Genomic DNA, 17,729 nt, shown 5'->3' on the forward strand with positions numbered 1-17,729 from the left:
ACATAACAATACTTATAGCCCTATTTTTTAAAAGGATTTAAGGAATTCATAGCGCCGTACATTTATTTACATAGCTTGATCTACATCATAACGGCTTTAAAGCACAAGCGTACACTGTGACATATTGTCGCAGTTGGCTATTTTTTTGCCACACTGCCTGAACACAGAGCTTTGGCGATTTCATGTTAGTAAATAAGTTTTATAGTGGCTTAATACGTTTCCCCCAACACACAGTGTCGACACTGAGAGTTGCGCTTACCCAGATATTGGTACTATTTTTATGTGTCATCATGCCAGCACAAGCACTTTTTGTTAGCCCGCCTAAAGACCCTATGCCATTAATTAAGGAAATTTTTGCAGAACAAACAAAGATTAGTGACAAACAAGCAACGAATAAAGATGGTCCCTTAGTTTGGACCGTTTTTAAGCAAGGAGATAATGGCGAAGAAATCATAGGTTACGCCTTTGAAACCAACGATATAGCTAGAATTCCTGCCTATTCAGGCGAACCAGTAAATATGTTAGTCGCTATTGATGCTAAAGGCGTTTATCTAGGTGCAAAAGTATTAGAGCATCATGAACCCATTATCTTAGCTGGCATTCCCGAAAGTAAATTACACGCCTTTACCGATCAATATGACGGCTTACATGTCCGTGACCGACTAAAAGTAGGCGGCAACAAAACCGAAAACGTTATTCATATCGATGGCCTTTCTGGCGCAACCGTTACCGTAATGGTGATGAATGTTGGCATTGTAAAATCAGCGACCAAGGTTGCTCGTGCGCTAGGTATCATTAGTGCTAGCCAAGAAGTCATTCAACCAATGGGCACTATTTATCCTGACGTGTTTGCCAAATCAGATTGGACTACCCTCACCGGTGATGGCTCTATTCGTAAGTTATATCTAAACAGAAAAACTGTTGATGAAGCCTTTGTTGGTACTGAAGCCGAACATGTTGAGGAAGCCAGTACAGATCAAAAGCAAGATATGTTTGCTGAGATTTATTTTGCACAATTAAACATTCCTACCGTGGGGCGTAACTTACTCGGTGATAGTGAATATGACTATATTATGTCTTCATTAAAACCTGGTGAACATGCCGTTATGTTGATGGGTACAGGTTATTCGTTCAAAGGGTCAGGTTATGTTCGCGGCGCTATTTTTGACCGTATTCAAATACTACAAGGTAGTGATGCCTTTGCCTTTAGAGATTTAGATCATAGCCGTGTACCTGATATTTATGTTGTCGGAGCGCCATCATTCACTGAGCGATCAATATTTATTATCCGTGAACACCACAAATTTAATCCCGCTTCTGATTGGCAGTTAGAGTTACTAGTTCGTCGTCAAACAGGTCCATTAGAGAGTATTTTCACCAGTTTTAAGTCCGATTATCACACGTTAGATAAATACCTAGACCGCCCACCAGTCATTATGCCTGAGCCGGAATTAACACTCGTACAACAAGTGTGGCAAGAGAAAGAAGCTGAAGTTATTGTCTTAATAGTTTTGCTGCTTATCGTGGTTATGAGTCTGTTTTTTCAAGATATTTTAGTGCGTCACCCAACCTTTATGCACAACTTCCGCCACTTATTCTTAATTATTACCGTGGTGTTTATTGGCTGGTCTTGGGGCGGACAACTCTCTGTAGTTAACGTATTTACCTTCTTACAAGCGTTTATGTCTGACTTTTCATGGGATTTATTTTTACTTGACCCCGTGATATTTATTCTTTGGGGTGCAGCTGCCGTTACCATGATTTTATGGGGCCGTGCCGTTTATTGTGGCTGGTTATGTCCCTTTGGCGCATTACAAGAGCTGATGAATATCTTTGCTCGTTACATCAAAATACCACAATTTGAATTGCCTTGGGCTGTGCATGAGCGTTTATGGGCAATTAAATATCTTATTTTATTGGCGCTTTTTGGTTTATCAATGGAGTCACTGTCACTTGCCGAGCAATTTGCCGAAGTAGAGCCATTTAAAACAACCTTTTTATTAAAATTTGATCGTGAATGGCCTTTTGTGCTGTACGCCAGTGCATTACTTATCATCAATATTTTCAATCGTAAGTTTTTCTGTCGTTATTTGTGCCCGTTAGGCGCAGCGTTATCAACCAGTAACAGCATTCGTTTATTTAGCTGGTTACGTCGTCGTCCTGAGTGCGGTCAGCCGTGTAAAACCTGTGCTAAAGAATGTGAAATTCAAGCTATTGATCCTGATGGCGTTATCAATATGCGTGAGTGTCATTACTGCCTAGATTGCCAAGTGACTTACTTTAATGAAGAAAAATGTCCGCCATTGAAAAAATTAGCAAGAAAGAAAGCAAAATACAAAGAAACTGAAATAGAAGCAGTAAATGTTGGCTAAGCCATACGTTCTGAAAATAATTTTAACAAATTTAACTAAATTAAAAGCAAAGTGGAGAAAACCAATGAGTAAAGAAGAGTTAGTACTGAATAATGACTCCAATGATGTGAAATTGGAAGATGAAGGACGCCGTAAATTTTTCGGTAAAACTGCACTAATAGGCGCAGGCGCTATTGCTGCCCCCATGACAGCCGCCATGTTTGCCTCAACGGCAAAAGCTAAGTCAAAAGAAGCAGGCTTGAGCCCTATTGTTCATCCTGGTGAACTTGATGAATACTACGGTTTCTGGTCTGGCGGTCACTCAGGTGAAGTACGTATTATGGGTATCCCATCAATGCGTGAACTAATGCGTATTCCAGTTTTCAACACTGACTCTGCGACTGGTTGGGGTTTAACTAACGAATCTAAGCATATTAAGGGCGAAAGTGCTGATATCATGATGGGTGATTCACATCACCCGCACATGAGTATGACTGACGGTCGCTATAACGGTAAGTATGTATTTATCAATGATAAAGCTAACTCTCGTGTAGCTCGTATTCGTTGTGACGTGATGAAAGTTGACAAAATGATCACTGTACCTAACGTACAAGCTGTTCATGGTTTACGTGTACAAAAAGTTCCTTTTACAAAATATGTTGTTTGTAATGGTGAATTTGAAATTCCAATGAATAACGATGGTAAAGCCGGCATGAAAGATGTCAGTACTTACCGTTCTTTATACAATGTTATTAATGCTGAGACCATGGAAATAGCTTTCCAAGTAATGGTTGATGGTAACTTAGATAACACTGATGCTGATTATGATGGTAAATACTTCGCTTCTACATGTTACAACTCAGAAATGGGCATGAACCTAGGTGAAATGATTTCTGCTGAACGTGATCACGTTGTAGTATTTAATCTTGCACGTTGTGAAGCTGCAGTTAAAGCAGGTAAATTCAAAACTTACAATGGCAACAATGTTCCAGTAGTTGATGGTCGTAAAGGCTCTGAACTAACGCGTTACATCCCAGTACCAAAATCTCCACATGGCTTGAACACTTCACCAGACGGTAAGTACTTCATGGCTAACGGTAAGTTATCACCTACAGTATCAATTATCCAAATTGATAAGTTAGATGACTTATTCGCTGATAAAATCAAACCTCGTGACACTATTGTTGGTGAGCCAGAGTTAGGTTTAGGTCCACTTCATACCGCCTTTGATAATAAAGGTAATGCTTATACAACGTTATTCTTAGATAGCCAAATTGCTAAATGGAATATCGAAGAAGCTATTCAAGCTTATCAAGGTAAAAAAGTTAACTATATCCGTCAAAAACTAGATGTTCATTACCAACCGGGTCACAACTCGACTTCTTCTGGTGAAACACGTGATGCTGATGGTAAATGGTTAGTGGTATTATGTAAGTTCTCTAAAGATAGGTTCTTACCTGTTGGTCCATTAAAACCAGAAAATGATCAGTTAGTTGATATTTCTGGCGATACCATGAAACTTGTACATGATGGTCCAACTTTCGCTGAACCACATGATGGTACAATTATTCATCGCTCTAAAGTTAAAACTAAAAAAGTTTGGACTCGTGATGATTCAATTTTCGCTCCTACTTTAGCGCAAGCTAAAAAAGATGGCGTGGATACCATGAGTGATAACAAAGTTATCCGTGACAAAAAAGATCCTAAGAAAGTACGTGTTTACATGACTTCAGTTGCACCAACTTACGGCATGAGCGAGTTCACCGTTAATTTAGGTGATGAAGTTACCGTTATAGTAACTAACCTTGATATGGTAGAAGATGTAACGCATGGTTTCTGTATGACTAACCACGGTGTTCAAATGGAAATTGGTCCTCAAGCGACTTCTTCTATTACCTTTATCGCTAATAAACCTGGTGTGCAGTGGTATTACTGTAACTGGTTCTGTCATGCACTACATATGGAAATGCGTGGTCGCATGTTCGTTGAAGCTTAAATTTTAATGCTTGTTGTGTATAGAGCCAGAACTGGTTCTGTCACGCAACTGTATTAAGCAAGCATGGAAGAATGTTTGTTGAAGCTTAAGCTTTAATATAATAACAATTAGTTAAAACATTAGAAGCCCAACATATCCCTAACAAGGAATATGTTGGGCTTTTTTATGTCTGCAGTTTAGTCAAATTGGTTCTGTCACACAGCGATACAATAAAAGTATGGAAATCAGAGGTCGTATTTTAATGAAAACTTAAAGGTAAGTAGATGAAAAAAAATAAATAATTTATAACACCTCAACCCTCCCCTATTTTGAGACACAAAATAACTACCATACCCCTTATTTATATCTGCTTTACACTAGTAATTTAATTAACATGAATGTAACGGAATTATTAATTATCTTCTCCTATAATATTATTGATTTTGAATTTTTTAGAAAATTATCTCCTCCAAAATACACAAAAACTTTAAGAAATCATTTGATAAGGACATATATGAAAGACTTAACAGCACATCTCAAAACCAAATATCTACCAATACTGCTAGTGCCATTTGCAATAGCTATTACGGGCTGTGGAAGTGATAGTGACCCAACGCCTACGCCTATGTTAGATACTGTTGCTCCTGTCATTACAATAACAGGCGAGAAAAATATCACAATTTTCCAAAACACGACTTATGCTGATCAAGGAGCAACAGCAACTGATGCCGTAGACGGTTCGGTTGCTGTAGTAACAACCGGTACGGTTAATGAAGCTGTCGTGGGTGAATATGTTTTAACATACTCATCGGAAGACATGGCGGGAAATGATAGTACTTCTACAAGAACAGTTACCGTAACACCTGTAACTATTAGCGGTACAGCCGCTGGTGGTGCCGCTATTGTGGGTACTGTTGTAGTTAAAGGCTCGCTTGGTGTAGTTAAGTCATCAGTGATTGAAGCTGATGGTAGTTATGAAGTAGATGTTACTGGCTTAACAGCTCCTTATCGTTTACGTGCAGAGGGTACTGTAGGTGGTAAATCATATAAGTTACATTCCTACACAGAAGAAGCCAGTGTTGGTGGTACAGTAAATATTACACCATTTACAGATTTAATTATTGCGAATACAGCACACCAATTAGCGGAGTCTTTTTTCGACTCAAACATAGATACTACTCTTAGCGCTGATGAATTAGACGCGCAAGAAGATGCTTTGCAGGTAAAATTACAAAACGTCTTTGATGCCTTAGGTTTAGACACTGCCATTAATTTACTTAATAGTAGCTTCAGTGCTGATCATTCTGGTGTAGATGCCGCGTTAGACTTAATTAATATTGAAACGGGTGATGATAATATTGCCACCATTACTAACCTACTTGATAACACTTCAATTACAGATGATATTACTGATTCGGATGATAACGACGTCGTTATTGAGGTTGATACTGGTGGTGTTGTAATAGCTGTGACGGATACGATTGCTATCACTAATATATTTGCAGCATTTACCAGTGAATTTAGTGACGGTTTACCGACACGTGATGATATTGAAGGTTACTTCAGCGATGAATTTATTAATGAAGATGGTTCGCGAAATGAGTTCTTAACGGACATTTTAACCGATCCAGACATGATAGGTATTTCATTCATTAGCCTAGCCGTTAATAATTTAGACTCTGACGCCGGCACTGCAATGGTAAGTTTTTCAGTTTCATTTAATGGAAAGGTTGATCATGAAAGTGAACAATGGTTTGTAACTAAAGATGAGACCTTGGGTTGGCAGTTATTAGGAGATCAAAAAATTGTCGAGTTAAATGACTTAAATTATCATTGTAATGATTATGATGGCGCTGACGAATTTGCTGGTGCCTGTGGCATTAATACCTCATTTGAAGATAATGATCTAGACAATAACGGCACCGGTGGTGAACCTATCTTATCGGCAAGTGTTGCCATTATTAGCGGAGAAGACGGTTCAGTTAAAGATATGTTCTATATTGGCACTGCCTCAACCAGTTCACAGGGGCATATCTATAATGAAGCTGAGCAACAGTATACTTGGGATTGGCGAGAATTTGGTACCGAAGCAGGTCAAATAGATCCTTCCATTTTCAGTGTTGGCGATACAATTGAGTACAATTTATATCAAGCTAATTTAGATCTGACCGATCCAGCAAATCCTGCCATTGTTGGTCAACCGCTTGTTACCTATTCAAATCCGGTAAATTATGAACCTCAAACAGTAGGTAAATATCCTGAGGCTACTCAGGCTACTATTGATAATATGAGCGACTTCACTTTTGGTGAAGATATTACTATTGCTTGGACTTTAGCTGAAGGTACCAATATTAGTGAAGTGCTTGTTCAAATAGATGATCCACAAGGTAACTGGGTATTGGGAGTATGGGACGAAATAAATGATTCATCCGCAACTAGTCAAACTATTGATGCGGCAATGTTTGATGAAGAGTTACTCGGTAATGATAGTTTTGACCCTACCAATGGCTATACAGTCATTGTGCGAATTTATGCTGAAGACTCAGTTACTGGTCAAGATCATTCAACAGATTACCGAGTTATGGTTCCAGCCTCAACATCAGGTGGTGACGGTACAACACCAACAACCTTAACCTGTAATTATGAATCAGGTTGGAATGATCTCGCCGATTTTGAATTAGGCGCACCAATCACCCCGAATTCATTTGCTGATTTTAATGAAGTTGTTGCTGCCTGTGGCGGTACCAACCTTGTAACAAAAGCTAATATTGCCGGTACTACCTTGTTAGATAATGGCGAAAGCACAATGTTTAATGATGATAATTTGGCAACAGAAGCTTCGCCAAGTACTGGTCAATTTATTGATGGAGCTGAGGTAATTGACTTTACTTGGTATATAGACACTGTTAATAACAGTACCTATATTATTGTTGAATCTAACAGCGACTTAGACAGTGATTTACCGGCCGGTTTTTGGTTGAGAGAAACTCGTGCAATTACCAATGTGGTTGGTACGCTAGGCGAAACAGGCACTACGTATAAAATGATCATGTATTCTGAACAATCTAATTATTCAGACGATGACCGTGCAGTTGGCGACGATGGTGAAATTTGGAATAGTCTTTATACCGTTGAATAAAGTAGTAATAAAGTTATTTTTAAAAAATATAACGATTAGTATTACCAGAAAATAGACAAAACCCCGTATCAAATTAGTTGATACGGGGTTTTATTTTATGTGGCGGCTGAGTTAATTAAGAAAAAGAATTGGTGCCCAGCTAATACATCTAGAGAATGACGGCGGGCATATAACGTTGTCTCTCTGCCAATGCTCACTTAGTCATTCCGGGTGTTACTTAAGCCTGAATACAGCTTTTAAATTTTCTTAAACAATCTTATTTTTCAATTTTATGAGTCTGTGCTTTGTTGAGCGCAATTTCATTGTCTAAATAATGCCTTTGGAGATAACTTTGTATCTCTGTTTTGTCTTGCTTCGAATACCATGGTCCATTAATTTCTTCGAAGTTATCTTTGGTATAGGTAGCCAATAAGTGCTGGTTAATGTCTTTTATGACTTGTTTACCAAACTCAGTTTTTGAGCAACTAAAATGTGCAATCAAAAAAGGCGGTGCGCCAGCTACATTAAATTGCTGCAACTTTTTTTGTTGTATTACGGTTGGGGTCATATCAACAGGTAGCGATAATAAATAATCTACTCTACCGGCATATAACATGGACTCCAGCGCTGACACTCGATGTGTTCCACCTCGATAATAAATATTAGCTTTACTGAGTTGGGCAATGTCTTTATCTAAATAACCGCCAAATGAAACGCCCTCAACTAAACCTATATGGTGATTGGGTTGGTTATCAAATAATGCTTTAATTGACTTGAGTTCACCTTGTTGATTAAACAGAGACGGTAATAATGGAGTATCTTGATTGAATCGATAAATTTTGTGGGTAAGATAGAAACTTTGAGGCAAAGAATAATAGGAATACTCCTCTCTCTCTTTAAGTTTTGCACGATTTGCAATACATGAGTTAGAAGATGTTTTCAGTAAATGGGTTATTCGCTTGAATGAACCCCGTTTCACTTCAATATCATACTTCTCTAACGCAAAAATAATCCGCCGTTCGACAGAAGTCGCGGCTGAGTTACTTGGTGACTTACGTTCTAATAAATTGAGGTTTTCGGTTTTATCTTCCACAAGCCAAATGATTTTTTCTTTGGCGCTTATTTGCAACGAGCAACAAAGAATAAAAAGCAAGAAAACTCGGTTTAGCGATGCATTCATTATTAAAATTTAATTACCTTATAATCAACTCCAGACAAGGGGGAGTTGCGTAGCTTTTAAGCATTTTATGATGGAGTACAATCTTTGTCCACAGATCCATGATATTTATACTCGCTCTACTCCAGAAGCAAGTTATCAGCAACTCAATTGCTAATGAAAGTACCTCCCTTGCTCTTTTATACGGCGGCAAGACGTCCAATTGAGCTTAGAGTCCTAATAGTTATGCAAAATACCGTTAATAGTTGGCTAATTATTTAGTGACAAATCCCCCAGTTAAAAACAAGTTGTTTAATCGAGATCAATTGATTTTCAACTAATAATGTTATGCTACTTTTAGTGACCCTTTTAAAGAATTATCGCTTTGCTTTTATTATCCAAACGCTTTGTAATATTACTGATAGCCCATATCTTTTGCGCTCAACCATTAGTGGCGCAAGAATATCAGTTATCGGCCATTGATAACTTACAGCACACCTTAGATAACAGCCAAGATGGCGATGTTATTACCTTAACTGCTGGCAAGTATTTAGGTAATTTTATTATTAACACGCAAATAGCGCTTGTTGGCGAGGAAGGCGGAGGGTTGGTGACGATTGACGCACAAGGAAAAGGCCATGCGCTTAGATTAAAAAATTCCCACATCACCATAGCTAATCTGAATATTATTAATTGGGGTGATGACTTAACCGAGCAAAATGCTGGCATCTACTCACATGACAAAGTAAATAACAAAAAAGCGACCGGTTTAATCATTAAAAATAACAGCTTATCGGGTGATGGTTTTGGTATTTGGTTGAATCATGTTACCAAAGCTACAATTTTCAATAATATAGTAAGAGGAAACATTAAGCTGCGCTCGTCCGATAGAGGCAACGGCATTCAAGTAGCCAATGTAACGCATAGTCATGTTTTTAATAACGAAACCTATGAAACACGTGACGGTATTTATGTTATTTCCAGTCAAGATAATGTCATTGAACAAAACACCATGCATCATTTACGCTATGGCGTACATTATATGTATTCCTACGACAATACCGTAAAAAACAATACCGCTTATAATACCCGTGCAGGTTATGCCCTGATGAGTTCTCGTCGGTTAACCATTACCGGTAATACAACTACCGATAGCGAAGATTATGGTTTTCTCCTGAACTTTATTACCGAATCAACATTTAGTCACAACCATATTAAAAACGTTTGGACCAAACCCGAAAACAAAGTACTTGGCCGTGATGGTAAAGGCTTATTTGTATATAACTCAGGTTATAACACGGTAAAACACAATATTATTGATACCGCTGAAATTGGTATTCATCTTACAGCAGGGTCAGAAAACATAAAAATATTCGGTAATAGCTTTATCAACAATCCCACCCAAGTTAAGTATGTTTCTAATAAGAAACAAGAGTGGAGCAAAGAGGGTAAAGGCAATTACTGGAGTAATTATTTAGGCTGGGATATGGATAATGATGGCGTTGGCGATACCATTTTTGAGCCGAACGACGGTATAGACAAACTCGTTTGGCAATACCCTGAAATGAAAATGATTATGGACAGCCCTGCTATTTTAATTTTGCGCTGGGTACAAAGGCAATTTCCGGTACTTAAACCGCCGGGCGTCAAAGACAGCTTTCCGTTAATGAGCGCGCCGAGTTTATCAAGTAATGAGCAAGCAGTGACATCACTTGTCGTTTCAACACCTACTGTTACTAAAAGTCACGCTGCCCAGACTGCAACTAGCGCAAGCTTGAAGGAATAATTTTATGAGTACTCCACTAGTATCACTCACCAATGCCGGTAAAAGTTACCCGCAACTCGATGCGTTAAAATCAGTGACAATGCACTTGAATCAAGGCGAGGTTATGGGTTTATTTGGCCATAATGGCGCGGGTAAAACCACCATGATGAAACTCATCTTAGGTGTTATCTCACCTAGTCGTGGCAAGGTTGAAGTAATGGGTATGGCGCCTGATTCAAAAGAAGCTTGGCATTGTCGTAGTAAAGTTGGTTATTTACCTGAAAACGTCAGCTTTTATGAGCAATTAACTGGTTTAGAAGTATTAACCTATTTTGCTAAATTAAAAGGTTTTGCGAAAGGAAACGCTAAAAAACATGCCATAGTTTTACTCGAACAAGTTGGCATCACCCATGCGATGAAAAGACCCGTAAAAACCTATTCTAAAGGTATGCGACAACGTTTAGGTTTAGCGCAAGCCTTTATCGGGGAGCCTAAATTATTATTACTTGATGAGCCAACCGTGGGTTTAGACCCTATCGCTACCCGAGATTTTTATCAAACAGTTGATCAATTAAAATCTAACGGCTCAAGCGTAATTTTATGTTCCCACGTTTTGCCCGGCGTTGAGCAGCATATTGACCGCGCCATGATTTTATCAACAGGGCAATTGTTAGCTATGGGTACATTGGCCGAATTACGCCAACAAGCGGCCTTACCTGTTGCTATTAAACCCTTTGGACTTAATGGCTCAGTTGCTAATGACAGTACACTTAATGGTTTTTTAACCGCTAATTGTCCAAACACATTATTAGTACCTGAACAGGAAAAAATTAAGGTATTAAAACAACTACTAAGCCATGAAGGCTTAGATGACTTACAGGTAGAAACCGCTAATTTAGAGCAAGTTTATCAGCACTTTCTTTCTAAGCATGAGCTCTCTTTACCTGAAAAGAAACATGAACAAGGAGCACAAGGCTAATGAGACAAATATTAACCGTTGCCAATAAAGAATTTCACGATGGGTTAAGAAATCGTTGGTTGATTTCTATTACCCTCATTTTTGCCTTGCTGTCTCTTGGTTTAACCTACTTTGGTGCTGCAGCTTCTGGCGCTGTTGGCGTAGCGTCACTTTCAACCACGGTTGCAAGTTTAGCCAGTTTAGCTGTTTTTCTTATTCCGCTCATTGCCTTATTACTGAGCTACGATAGCTTTGTTGGCGAACAAGAAAGTGGCACCTTGTTATTGTTATTGACCTACCCGTTAAGTAAAAGCCAATTATTACTGGGTAAGTTTATCGGACAAGGGAGTATTATCGCGCTAGCAACCTTACTTGGTTTTGGCTCATCCGCGATATTATTGTATTTTCAACTCGGTGATATACAGGTGCTCACTAGCTTCTCGGTATTCATCTTCAGTGCTATTTTACTGGGCTTAAGCTTTACCGCTATTTCTTATTTAATTAGCTTATCGGTTAGTGAAAAGTCTAAAGCGGCTGGTTTTGCCTTAATCACTTGGTTTTTATTTGCGCTTGCTTTTGATTTAGCTTTATTAGCCTTACTGGTTGGCGTTGAAAATGGTATTAGCCAAGCGGGTTTAACTCAGTTAATGATGCTTAATCCTGCCGACATTTTCCGTTTAGTAAACCTTTCCGGACTTGATAGTAGTGATGTTAACGGTGCGCTTGCTGTTGCCATTAACGCCAGCCTATCACAAGCACAATTATTCACCGCTTTATTGGCTTGGGTTGCATTACCTTTAACTATTGCCATTTTTATCTTTAAAAGGAAAAAACTTTAATGTCTGCTATTTTTAAAACGCTCAGTCTCAATATTTGTACTATTTTTTGTTTAGTTATTCTGTCTGCTTGTTCAGATAACTCAGCACAACAAACCGTTATTCATAAAGCAGTTGCCATGGAAAGCAGCGATGAATGTCATTTATGTGGCATGCTCATCACCCATTTTGATGGCCCTAAAGGCGAAGTGTTTAGAAAAGAACAAGGCGATAAAGTCTTTAAATTTTGTTCTACTCGCGACATGTTTAGCTATTACCTAGATCCTGAAAACACCCGTAACATCAGTCAAATGCTAGTGCATGATATGAGTAAAATGCCTTGGGGTAGTAACAGTATTGATGATACATACTTTATTGATGCGAAAAATGCTTGGTATGTTGTGGGCTCGGAAAAAACAGGCGCTATGGGCAAAACCTTAGCCAGCTTTAGTTTACAAACTGATGCTCAAGCGTTTGCTACTGAGTTTGGCGGTACAGTGCTTAGTTTTAAAGAAGTGAATCAAGATAGTCTTTGGTAAAAAGAGATTAAATAACCTGAACTTCGGATAAGCGAATTTGCCCAATAACGCTATTTAAGCGCCTATCAGCGTTATTTTTACTCCCAATAACCTGTTATTGGTTTGTAAAAATATCTTAATAGACACTTAAATTTCGTCACTGGAACTTTAAGTTACTTTGTTCACCTAACTTCAATAAGTTACAAAACTCTTATCCAAACCTCAGGTTAAATAAACCTTAAAAGATCTAAGTGACATTAAATTTTTTCTACGCGATAGCCTTTCGCTTTTAATAAGGCTAAAACACTTTCATTACCTGCTAAATGTGCAACCCCCACTAAAACAAACTCTTTATTACTGCTTTTACCATTACCAGCAAACATCGCTTCAATATGAGGGATCCAATTTTTATTTCTATCGGTCAGTAATTTTTTAAGTGTTTTAGGGTCGTCTTCCATCGGCGTAATAGCTAAGGTCTTAAGTTGCTTTTCATCACCTGCTCGCCAGGCTTTAAGTAAACCTAAAAACAGGGTTTTAAAATCTTTCATTTGCTCAAGATTTGACTTGATAAAACGTTCTTCATCACCAATGCCCATAGTCGCAATCATATTCATTTGAAACTCGACACTTTCCAAATAGGCTATCGATTTTTGATCCTTATTCGCAAGTTTACTGTAAAAAGCATCAACACCCTCTCCAGATAACTGTGCATGTTGCGCTTCTAATAACGCCAGCATGGTCAACAAAAAACCAGGTTTGAAGTGTTCAAACATGGTTAAATTAACGCCTAATGAAGCAATATGCTGACTGAGTTTTTGCTTCGTTTTCGCTGAAATAAAATCACCAATCGTTTCTCCATTACCATATGCCATTTGTTGCATCATTTTCATTTGGAAATCAGCATCACTAGCGTCAGGTAATTTAGTTTCTAAAACTATGCTATCGCTTTTTTTATAGGCTTCATCAAACTCTTTTGGTAAAGGAAATTCTGAGGCAGGTAGGATATGTACGGTACCGCCAATAAAAATATGGTCATTGCCTTTACTGACTTTCCAAACAGATGATTGTGCTTGAATGGTTAACGGCAAAAAACACATGGTAATGAGTGTTGCAACAATAAATACATGCTTGGCAGTACTTTTAATCATTTAATATCCCTATTGTTTTCAGTGGTAAAAAATTCATCAACATTTCGGCTCTTTTATAGCGCATTGCAGTTGTTCATGTAAACTCCCTTTTTAATTTATCGCGATAGATTAAGGGATTATTCAATTGATGGTTCATATATATATAATGATTTATGTAGGTTTCCCTGTTCAAACCTTAAGCCAGTTGTTAGGCTAACGTTTTACTTCTATCGTGCTAATGACTCTTTATTGACTAACTTACTTACGGCAGTAACATTGCCGATAAAATTATTATTACTAAGCCTATTTTTATCAGGTTGTGGTTCAATGAAAAACCCTGTGACTTATCATAGTAGTTTTGATTTTTCTCAGGTAAAAAAATACAGTTTTTACCAAAGCGACTCGACCTTTTTTGACAGCCAAAGCCTGAGCCATTCACAACGAAATCGTATTGAAATAGCGATAGAAAAAAGTCTTAATGCACAGGACTTTGTATATAGTGACCTTGAAAATGCAGATATTATCATCACATATCACCTAGTTAAGAGAAATAAAAAAAACTACCAAGACTATAACAAAGCGGTATTATTTTGCCCACATTGTCTAAAGGCTAATACTTGGCAACAAGACAACAATGCGTGGTCTGTTTATCCCGGAGGTTTGATTATTGATTTAGTCGATCCGAAAAAAAACCGCTCTGTATGGCGCAGTATATATCCTCTCAAATATAAACAAAAAGATAATAGTAAAATACAAAATGAAAAAATAATGGAGGCTGTTGATATTATGCTGATGCAGTATCCTGGAAAATAAAACACTGTTTCGACAATATTTATTTAACTTGAGCTCTATTCAAGTTGCTTTTCCCGATTTATAATACTCAATTAATATAACATAAGAATCTTACTCATATATGAACTATCCAGATGACGAAACAGGCCAAGTATTAGCCGAAATGCACCAAGCAGGTATCGACTTGAGTCAATCACACGATGTGGTATTTTTTCATTTGTTTGAGAAAGAAAGTCAAGCACAGGCTATGGTTGCTCACATAAAAGAACACTTGCCCGAAGTAATATGTAACTTACACCCAGATGAAACGCCTAATGTTTGGGATGTCGATTGCACCGTTGTTATGACACCATCACACGAAGCGATTGTTAAACAAGAAGAAGCTTTTGAAAAAATCGTTACCCAGTTTACGGGTTACACCGATGGTTGGGGGATTGAAGCTTAATTATCGCTTCACAATAATACTCATGTTTAGCTTTTACCTAAAAAAATACTCCATGTATGTCTTCATAGCGGCTGAGTCTGTCGCACTGTCTCTGTGTACGCGTCATGGTGTGATGTTCAATCGTTTTCGCAAATTCTTTGTTATTAGAATTGTGCGAAGTGTGGGTGCACGTGTAAACCTTACCGGCACTATCGATGCAGATACTGATATTTTAATCGTTAATCATCAAAGTATGTTTGATATTTTCTCGCTTGAAGAGGCGGTAGGTTTGGATACTCGCTTTATTGGTAGAACAGGGATTATGGATAAATGGCCCGTTTCTCGTATTGTCGATAGGGTTGGCCATATTACCGTCGATCAAAAAGATCGTCGCGCCATCATTCAATTATTAAAAGATGTTAAAGTCTGCAAAGGTAAAAAAGTAATCATATTTCCTGAAGGGACTCGCTCACAATCAGGAAAAATTGAACCGTTTGAAGCTGGTGCAAAATTATTGGTTGAAAAGCTAAAGCTTAAAGCCCAACCCGTTGTGATTAAAAATATCTTAGATATTTATAACGAGTCAGATAAAACCGCTACTTCAGGTACTATTGAAATAGAAGTGTTACCCGCAATTACTATTGCTGATGATTGGTACGCGCAAACTCACCAACAAATGAATAAGACCTTTAGCCAATAGCTATATAGATATTGGCTAATTAGTTTGTCTGCTGACTGTTAATAAAACGCATAAACGACTCACACATGCGTTTTACACTCTCTTGCATTGTTACTACAAATGCCAAACAGTATTACTGCACGCTACTCTAGATAACCTGAACTTCGGATAAGCGAATTTGCCAAACAACGCTATTTAAGCGCCTATCAGCGTTATTTTTACTCCCAATAACCCGTTATTGGTTTGTAAAAATATCTTAATAGACACTTAAATTGCGGCATAGGTATGAATGTTGGTCTACGCTACCAAGACATGGGTGAGTTAACCCTGAAATCACCCAATGTAGGTATTAGCTCCTCATTTTAACCCAGCTAATTTCAAGGCTGTAGATGGTTAACAGGAAACTTCAACTTTTCTCTTTGCTTTTTTCTTTACTTGGTTTTTCAACAATATGAAAAGCCGGTAAAGAAACATGCCAATAGATAGCAGCCAAGCGTAAAACCAATGCTGCAGAGATAGATGCGACCATAGCGTGGTTATCGCTCCAACCTAACCAATGTAATAAAATAAATAAGCTACCTCCCAACATGGCTGCCAACGCATAAATTTCTTCACGTAAAATCATTGGAATTACGTTACACAATATATCTCGAATCATACCGCCAGCAACCCCAGTAATAGTGCCTAACACGACAGCAACAGGAATAGGTGCGCCCAAATATAACGCCTTCTGTGTACCTAAAACGGCAAATAAAGCTAAACCGAGTGCATCCGCAATAAGTAAAAAGCGTTTAGGAATTCTTTTCGGCTGCCTGATAAGTACAATGGTGAGCACCGCGGTCGCTAAAATAACATAGAGGTAGTAAGGTTTTACCACCCAGAATACCGGAGTTTGTAAAATAACATCACGAATAGTTCCCCCTCCAACCGCGGTCACTGAAGCGAGTACCACAACACCAAAAGGATCAAGTTGATAACGCCCAGCCATAAGCGCGCCTGATAAGGCAAAAACAATAATGCCAAAGATATCTAAGTAGAATAAAAATTCATTCATGGGAAGTCCAAATCCACTAAGGGTTAGATGCTAACTGCCAGCTTAGCGCTAACAGTGCGAGTAAAAATAAACTGCTATAGAAAGAAAAATTAACTTTTTGAGTCGCTTTAATAATATCGCGTGGCTCTGGTTGTTTGCCTAGATCATTAAAAGCCAATTTACGTAACTTTTCCTCTTGATACATGGCGACTCCACCTAATCTTACCGTTAACGAAAAAGCATGGACTGCAATAACAAAATCATTATTGAGTTTGAAAAAATGGCCTCGCGTTAATCGCCAAAATAATAAACTTCCCTGCCCTAACGTACTTAGCAAGATCAACAATGCCATTAAGCGACCAGGTAACCATTGTATTATCTGGATAAACAGCTGGCTATAAAAGCCAAAATGCTTATATTGCGCTAACTTTGTATTCCAACAATAGTGCATTTCTAACAGTAGTCTGTAGCTCAGCGTTGCTAATGGGCCAAAAGCGACAAAGATAAAGCTAACCACATAAATTTGCTGAACACTCCGAAGTAGCTGCATTTCAATTGCCGCTTTACTTAAGCCGACTTGTGACAACTGTTCGGTTTCTCTCAACAACAATGGCTTGAGTGTTTGCTTCACTAGATAGTTTTGTTTCGCAACCAAGGCTTGAGCAACACGCTTATTAATTTGCCCTAAGTTTAGACTGCCTAGGGCAAAATAAAGTAATAGCCCTTGCCAGATATAATCAACCGCAACAAAGTCAGCGAATAGCCATAAAATAATAGCTATCGGTACTAAGGTGACTAATACCGCTAATAAGCCAGCGATGGTTTGATGCGATGTACCATGTTTACTGTTATTTACTTTATTGCCTAGTTGTAAGCAATAAAATTGGAAAAAACGTAACGGCTCATGCGCAATAAAGTGACTAACTAAGAACTTAATGAGCAGCACTACCATGAGGATTAACACATGATAAGTAAAAGGCGTTAACTCGGTGAGTACTGTCATTGATTATCCCTTTTG

The 17,729-nt window shown here is 38.2% G+C and carries 14 protein-coding genes; 10 read left to right on the plus strand and 4 right to left on the minus strand.

Annotated features, from left to right (window positions below; genetic code table 11):
• Window positions 1-182: 182 nt before the first annotated feature.
• The 3 genes from nosR to CXF71_RS02735 all read left to right on the plus strand — a co-directional run bounded on the left by nosR (window position 183) and on the right by CXF71_RS02735 (window position 7,465).
• The gene (gene nosR, locus CXF71_RS02725) at window positions 183-2,372 is read left to right on the plus strand and encodes a transcriptional regulator NosR (RefSeq protein WP_232771358.1); all 2,190 of its coding nucleotides are present in this window, start codon (window positions 183-185) and stop codon (window positions 2,370-2,372) included.
• Window positions 2,373-2,436: 64 nt separating this feature from the next.
• Window positions 2,437-4,347: a TAT-dependent nitrous-oxide reductase gene (gene nosZ / locus CXF71_RS02730; protein WP_101231497.1), complete on the plus strand. Its 1,911-nt coding sequence runs from the start codon at window positions 2,437-2,439 to the stop codon at window positions 4,345-4,347.
• 493 nt (window positions 4,348-4,840) lie between these two features.
• Complete coding sequence (locus CXF71_RS02735; RefSeq protein ID WP_157826686.1) at window positions 4,841-7,465, plus strand: immunoglobulin-like domain-containing protein; 2,625 nt, start codon at window positions 4,841-4,843, stop codon at window positions 7,463-7,465.
• 256 nt (window positions 7,466-7,721) lie between these two features.
• Here CXF71_RS02735 and CXF71_RS02740 read toward each other — a convergent pair whose 3' ends face one another.
• The gene (locus tag CXF71_RS02740) at window positions 7,722-8,624 is read right to left on the minus strand and encodes a hypothetical protein (protein WP_101231463.1); all 903 of its coding nucleotides are present in this window, start codon (window positions 8,622-8,624) and stop codon (window positions 7,722-7,724) included.
• A 361-nt stretch (window positions 8,625-8,985) separates the two neighbouring features.
• Between CXF71_RS02740 and CXF71_RS02745 the strand changes: the two genes are divergently transcribed.
• From CXF71_RS02745 to CXF71_RS02760, 4 genes are read left to right on the plus strand one after another with little or no spacing between them, the layout of a single operon-like run.
• A complete protein-coding gene (locus tag CXF71_RS02745; protein WP_101231464.1) occupies window positions 8,986-10,386 on the plus strand; it encodes a nitrous oxide reductase family maturation protein NosD in 1,401 nt (466 codons plus the stop codon).
• 4 nt (window positions 10,387-10,390) lie between these two features.
• Window positions 10,391-11,344, plus strand: a complete 954-nt coding sequence (locus tag CXF71_RS02750; protein WP_101231465.1) for an ABC transporter ATP-binding protein — start codon at window positions 10,391-10,393, stop codon at window positions 11,342-11,344.
• Window positions 11,344-12,162 (plus strand): ABC transporter permease, encoded by an 819-nt coding sequence (locus tag CXF71_RS02755; protein WP_101231466.1) that lies wholly within the window; start codon window positions 11,344-11,346, stop codon window positions 12,160-12,162. The genes CXF71_RS02750 and CXF71_RS02755 overlap by 1 nt, the downstream gene beginning before the upstream one ends.
• The gene (locus CXF71_RS02760) at window positions 12,162-12,677 is read left to right on the plus strand and encodes a nitrous oxide reductase accessory protein NosL (protein WP_101231467.1); all 516 of its coding nucleotides are present in this window, start codon (window positions 12,162-12,164) and stop codon (window positions 12,675-12,677) included. The genes CXF71_RS02755 and CXF71_RS02760 overlap by 1 nt, the downstream gene beginning before the upstream one ends.
• A 236-nt stretch (window positions 12,678-12,913) precedes the next feature.
• Here the strand turns inward: CXF71_RS02760 and CXF71_RS02765 are convergent, their stop codons facing one another.
• Window positions 12,914-13,804 (minus strand): TraB/GumN family protein, encoded by an 891-nt coding sequence (locus tag CXF71_RS02765; protein WP_101231468.1) that lies wholly within the window; start codon window positions 13,802-13,804, stop codon window positions 12,914-12,916.
• Window positions 13,805-14,032: 228 nt separating this feature from the next.
• Here CXF71_RS02765 and CXF71_RS02770 point away from each other — a divergent pair, with 228 nt between their 5' ends.
• The 3 genes from CXF71_RS02770 (at window position 14,033) to CXF71_RS02780 (ending at window position 15,699) form a co-directional block, all read left to right on the plus strand.
• A complete protein-coding gene (locus CXF71_RS02770; RefSeq protein ID WP_232771359.1) occupies window positions 14,033-14,596 on the plus strand; it encodes a DUF4136 domain-containing protein in 564 nt (187 codons plus the stop codon).
• Between the two features lie 100 nt (window positions 14,597-14,696).
• On the plus strand, window positions 14,697-15,020 hold the full coding sequence (locus tag CXF71_RS02775; RefSeq protein WP_101231470.1) for a ribonuclease E inhibitor RraB: 324 nt from the start codon (window positions 14,697-14,699) through the stop codon (window positions 15,018-15,020).
• A 52-nt stretch (window positions 15,021-15,072) separates the two neighbouring features.
• A complete protein-coding gene (locus tag CXF71_RS02780; RefSeq protein ID WP_232771360.1) occupies window positions 15,073-15,699 on the plus strand; it encodes a lysophospholipid acyltransferase family protein in 627 nt (208 codons plus the stop codon).
• 385 nt (window positions 15,700-16,084) lie between these two features.
• Here CXF71_RS02780 and CXF71_RS02785 read toward each other — a convergent pair whose 3' ends face one another.
• Window positions 16,085-16,732 carry a trimeric intracellular cation channel family protein gene (locus CXF71_RS02785; protein ID WP_101231471.1) on the minus strand — a complete coding sequence of 216 codons (648 nt, stop codon included), beginning with the start codon at window positions 16,730-16,732 and terminating at the stop codon, window positions 16,085-16,087.
• A 16-nt stretch (window positions 16,733-16,748) separates the two neighbouring features.
• Complete coding sequence (locus CXF71_RS02790; protein WP_101231472.1) at window positions 16,749-17,714, minus strand: cobalamin biosynthesis protein CobD/CbiB; 966 nt, start codon at window positions 17,712-17,714, stop codon at window positions 16,749-16,751.
• Between the last annotated feature and the right edge of the window lie 15 nt (window positions 17,715-17,729).

It is taken from the genome of Colwellia sp. 12G3 (assembly GCF_002836775.1).
Taxonomy (GTDB): Bacteria; Pseudomonadota; Gammaproteobacteria; order Enterobacterales; family Alteromonadaceae; genus Colwellia.